The sequence below is a fragment of the Adlercreutzia equolifaciens genome, assembly GCF_029076695.1.
In the GTDB taxonomy this organism is placed as follows: Bacteria; Actinomycetota; Coriobacteriia; order Coriobacteriales; family Eggerthellaceae; genus Adlercreutzia; species Adlercreutzia equolifaciens_A.
Window position 1 is genome coordinate 1 of the sequence record NZ_JARFIK010000521.1, and the last position, 293, is coordinate 293.

A 293-nucleotide genomic window follows, 5' to 3' on the forward strand; every position below is an offset into this window, starting at 1 on the left:
CTCGTCGAGACGACGCAGACCTTTGTCGCGCAGTACTTCAATCTGGAGCCCGAGAACGTGTACGTGTCGTCGCTCGACGCCGTCATCAAGCAGATGGAAACGATGATGACGTCGTTCTCGCTGCTCATGGGCTCGGTCGCGTCCATCTCGCTGTTCGTGGGCGGCATCGGCATCATGAACATGATGCTGACCAACGTCACCGAGCGCATCCGCGAGATCGGCCTGCGCAAGTCGCTCGGGGCGCGTCGTCGCGACATCACGAAGCAGTTCCTGCTCGAGGCCATCATGCTGTG

The 293-nt window shown here is 60.8% G+C and carries 1 protein-coding gene; it reads left to right on the plus strand.

Translation table 11 applies throughout. From position 1 onward, the window contains the following. A partial coding sequence (locus PZH32_RS13450; protein WP_343074584.1) for an ABC transporter permease occupies nt 1-293 on the plus strand: 293 nt, incomplete at both ends.